Raw genomic sequence first — 4,607 nt, 5'->3', positions numbered from 1 at the left:
CGCACCGTCTCCGCCGCGCCGCCCCAGGCGTGCTTGGTCTCCTTCACCCGGTTGCCGATGGCGTCGTAGGCGTAGCTGACCGCGTACGGAGCCACGCCGCCGATCTTGCCCGCCGTCGGGGTCCCGCTGGCGCAGTCGTCGGTGCCGGTCCACGCCGAGGTCAGGCGGCGCGCATGGTCGTACTTGAAGCACTGCGTGTCCTGGCCGGCGGCTCCCTGGTCGGCGATCTTGGTGATGTTGCCGACCGCGTCGTAGGTGTAGTTGAGATCCAGGTCGGTCGCCGCAGCGCCTTCCCGGTCCAGCCGCATGCTGGTGAGTCTGCGGGTGGACTCGTCGTGGGCGTAGGTGAGCCAGGTCCGCTTGCTGCCCGAGCCCAGCTCGTACTGCAGGGTCTCGCCGAGCTTGGAGTAGCGGGTCGCGCTCACGTACGCCGACAGGCCGGTCACCTTGGTCGGCTGGCTGAGGCCGTCGTAGGAGTAGACGACCGACTCCTCCGCCAGCCCGCCGGCCGCCGGGAAGCTGACCGACTGCACCTGGCCGTCGAGCGTGTAGCGGGTGTTGAGCACGTAGGAGCCGGCCAGCTTGCCCTCGCGCTCCGGGACGGTGACGGTCTCCCGAAGCGGACGGTAGGCGGTGTCGATGGCGTTGATCTCGGCCTTGTACGCCTGCCCGCCCGTGTACCGGATGCTGGTGTTCAGGTGGCCCTTGGCCAGCGCGTCGTACTTCCACTCGGCCAGCAGCGTGCCGGTCGCCGAGCCGTCGCGCAGCTCCTTCTTGCGGCCCAGCTCGTCGTAGACGTAGAACAACGTCTTGCCGCGCGCGTCGGTGGTGCTGACGAGCTCGTCGGCGTCGTTGTACGTCATCGTGGTGACGCCCTTGTCGGGGTCCTCGGTCTTGATCTCCCGGCCACGGACGTCGTAGTGGTGGCGCCACACGTTGCCCGCGTGGTCGGTCACCGTGGACAACCGGCCGGCGTAGTCGTAGGCGTACTTGGTGGCCTCGTACTCGCCGGTCGGGGTGGCGCCCTTGTACTGGCGCAGCTCGATCAGCCGGTCCTCGGCGTCACCGATCCGGGTGGTCGCGCTGCCGCCCGGCGGCGGCGTCACGTGGATCCGGTCACCCTCCTGCTTGGTGGTGACCCGGTACTTCTCCACGCCCTTCGCCTTGAAGACCTGGGCGTTGACGTCTCCGACGCCGTCGAAGACGGACACGACCTGCGTGGGCACGTCGGTGTCCGCCACCGCCAGCAGAGCGGTGGCCGGCGTCCCGGTGGCGAAGTAGCCGGTGTTGCTCTTGGCCTCCTCGCCGAGGGAGTTGAAGAAGGTGTCGGTGATCGTGCGGCCGTCACGCAGCGCGGGATCCTGCGTCTGGTCGTCGAGCGGTGCGGGCTCCTGCGTCTGACGCTCGCGCGTCAGGCCGTCGTAGAGCTCGTGGCTGGCGGTGTAGCCGCCGTCGGCGCGCAGGGTCTTCGTGGTGACGACGCTGGGGCCGTCGGCGCGCATGACGTAGGAGTACTCGGTGTTCGGCGACTGTCCCGCCGCCTTGCTGCGGTCGGCCTGCCAGACCTTGAGCAGCCGGCCGAGCGCGTCGTACTCCATGTCGACGCGGCGGTCGTTCGCGTCGACCTCGGCGATGGGGTCGCCCCAGGCCGGTTGGAGTATCGTGCGCTCGACGTGGCCGAGCTGGTTGGTCTCGGTGATCTCGGCCGGCAGGACGCCCGTGGCCGGGCTGTAGGCGGTCACGGCCTTGGTGCCGATCGCGTCGGTCTCGCTGGTCTCACGGCCGTAGACGTCGTAGGTGTGGGTGCTGTCGGTGATGCTCGCGCCGTCGGCGGAGACGAGCTGCTGGACGGTGGTCACGTCGCCCTTGCTCGGGGCGGCGCCGAACGCCTTGCCGTCGTACTGCAGCTTCTCGTCGGAGATGACCTCACCGGCGGCCAGCGTGGACACGGCGGTGCCGCAACCGGCCGCCACCTTCTGGATCCTGCTGGTGTAGTCGAGCATCCAGGTCGTGTCGTTGCGGGCGTAGGTGTAACGGGTGCACGAGTCGTCGGCCGCGGTGGCCAGGTCGCCCTTCTCATCGACCTGGGTGAGCAGGCCCTTGGCGTCGTACGAGCGCTCCTCACCGGTACGCCGCCACGTGCCGCCCGGCAACGCGGCCCGGGTGACCATGGACTTGGCCTCGACCACGTAGGCGGCCTTGGTGACGCCGCCCTGCGTGCCCTCGGCGGTCTTGAGCGACCACGGCTGCTCGACGGACGCCTTCAGGAGGGCGCCGCCGTCACCGTCGTAGAGGACTTCCTCGCGCTCGAAACCGGTGTACTGGTCGAGGTCGTCCAGCTTGACGCCCTCGGTGTCCTCGACCTGCGCGGTGCGCTTGGTCCCGTCGGCCTGCTTGTCGCCGTGCATGCCGCGGAAGTAGCGGTACTCGGTGAGCGTGCGCTTGGTGTCCTGCCCGTCGCCCTCACGGACGCGGACCCGGCCGAAGCCGCGGAACTCCGCCCAGGTGCGGTGCTCGGCCTTGACCAGGTTGGTGTCGGCGTAGTGCCAGGCCGCGCCGTCGAGATACTCGTAACTGGTGACCACGTTCGGCGAAGCCGCGACCCGGTCGACCTCGATCGTCTGCGACACCACGTACTTGTGGAACCAGTCGACGACCTCGCTCTCGTTCTGCGGGGACCAGCGCTGCGGGAAGCAGCGCTTGGTGTTCTTGTCGGCCGCCGGCAGCTCGCCGGGCTTGCACTCGGCGGCGGCGTAGTTGACCCGCAGCTCGCCGCCGGTCCCGTTGTCGACCGACTGCACGCGCCACTTGACCAGCGGGGCGCGGCCTTCCGTGGCGTCCACCCGGTTGGGGAGCTGCACGCCGATGAACGTGGTCTTGGGCAGCGAGAGCGTGCCGCCCACGTGACCGCTCTGCTGGACCGACGCCAGCCACAACGACGGGCTGAGTCCGTCACCCGTGGCGGGATACTGGTGGGTCAGCGCCCAGGAGTCCACCGCCGAGTACGCCCCGGCGGTGTCGCGGACCTGGGTGACGACCTTGGTCAGCCGCTTGCGGGTGAAGAACGTCGGCGTCAGGCGGTCGGTGCACTTGACCCCGGAGTCGCAGATCTGGTCGAACGGCACGTCCGGCCAGCTACTGGCGGTCTCCTTCTTGAGCTGGTCGGCGGCGCAGGTGATGGTGCCGCTGGGCAGGCAGCGCTCGGCCGTCTCGAAGACGACGCGGGCGGCCGGGGTCTTGGTGAACAGCTCGCCCTGCAGGTAGCCGTAGTCGATGCGATTGAGGTAGGCGGCGCGGTCGTAGACGGTGCCCAGCTCCGGCTTGGAGTTGCGGCCGTAGTAGTTCTTCTCCTGGGTGTACCAGTAGGTGGTGGCGTTGCCGTGGGTGTCCACCGCGTAGTCGAGGTTCCACCGGTAGGCCTGCTGGCACCAGGCGTTGGCCGGGGTGCTGTTGTAGCAGGGCTCGCCGCTGTTGTTGCCGAACACCGGCACCGTCTGCACCGACTTGGTCTCCGCCTTGCCGGTCGCCCAGCCGTCCAGCCGGTTCAGGCCGAAGGTGTACTGGGTGCCGTCGGGACTGGTCACCCGCCAGTGCTCACCGTTGTTGTCGCCGTTGGTGGCGCCGGTGAGCGCTTCGATCCGGGTGCCGTCGTCGCGCTTGGGCCGCCACTGCTTGGTCGTGGCGTCCTTGACCAGCTCGACCGCGTTGCTGCCGAGCGACAGGGTGACGTTCTCCCCGTCCCAGCACAGGTCGCCGGTCTTCTTGCCGTCGAGCGTGCAGGACTTGTAGCGGCGCTCGATGAAGCCGCCGGGGCTCAGCTCGAAGCCGTCACCCGCCCAGGACGCCTGGTTGTTGGTGGAGGCGGTGCGGCCGTCCAGGCTCTGGGAGGAGTAGTCGAGCGACAACTCCGGCTCGTCGCCGCCCAGCGAGGGCGGCGTGCGCATCTCCTGGCCCCAGGTGAAGTCGCCGGTCTGGGTCCCGACGCTCCAGTCGGCGGAGGCGGACAGTGAGGTGGCCGAGTGGTCGCCGGACTGACCGGAGGCGGCGGCCGTGAGCGCGTACACCGCGCCGGTCTCGACCTCGGCGGTCAGCGTGCCGTCCTTGACGTTGTTCTCGCTCTTCACCGGCTCGGGCGGCGCGCAGTTCGTGGCGGCGGCGGAGAGCGCGCACTCCTCCAGCTTGACCATCCGGAGCCGGGCCCCGTAGTCGCCGCCGTAGGCGTAGCGGAAGCTGGAGTAGTCGATCTCCAGGTTCGTCTTCGCGGCCGTCTTCGCCGCCGTGACGCCCTGGGCCGAGGAGCCCGGCGAGACGCGCATCGCCAGGCCGAGCCGGTCGGTGTCGAGCAGCTCCACGCTCACCGGCGCGGCGGCCGTTCTGGCCGCCGACTGCCCAGAGGCCAGCTTCACCGGGAAGCCGGCCGCCAAGGTGGTGGCGGCACCGCCGCCCAGCTCGGCCTTCTGGGCTTTGGGCCAGGTGACGGCGGGGGCCGCCTTCCACACCTGTTTCTGCACGGGGTCGGCCGGCGGCGGCAGGACCGGCACCTTCCCGCCCTTGACCGGCGTCTCCTTCTGCACGGCCGGCGCCGGGCGGGCGGCGGCCGAGGCGGG

1 protein-coding gene is annotated in these 4,607 nt (G+C 70.1%); it reads right to left on the bottom strand.

The window, feature by feature from the left end:
* On the bottom strand, nt 1-4,607 hold a 4,607-nt coding region (locus ACWD0F_RS51595), incomplete at both ends, for an RHS repeat domain-containing protein (RefSeq protein ID WP_449890424.1).

The organism is Nonomuraea sp. NPDC002799, assembly GCF_053592075.1.
The sequence above is the reverse complement of the archived record's forward strand: the minus strand, read 5'-3'. Positions and strand labels throughout refer to the sequence as shown.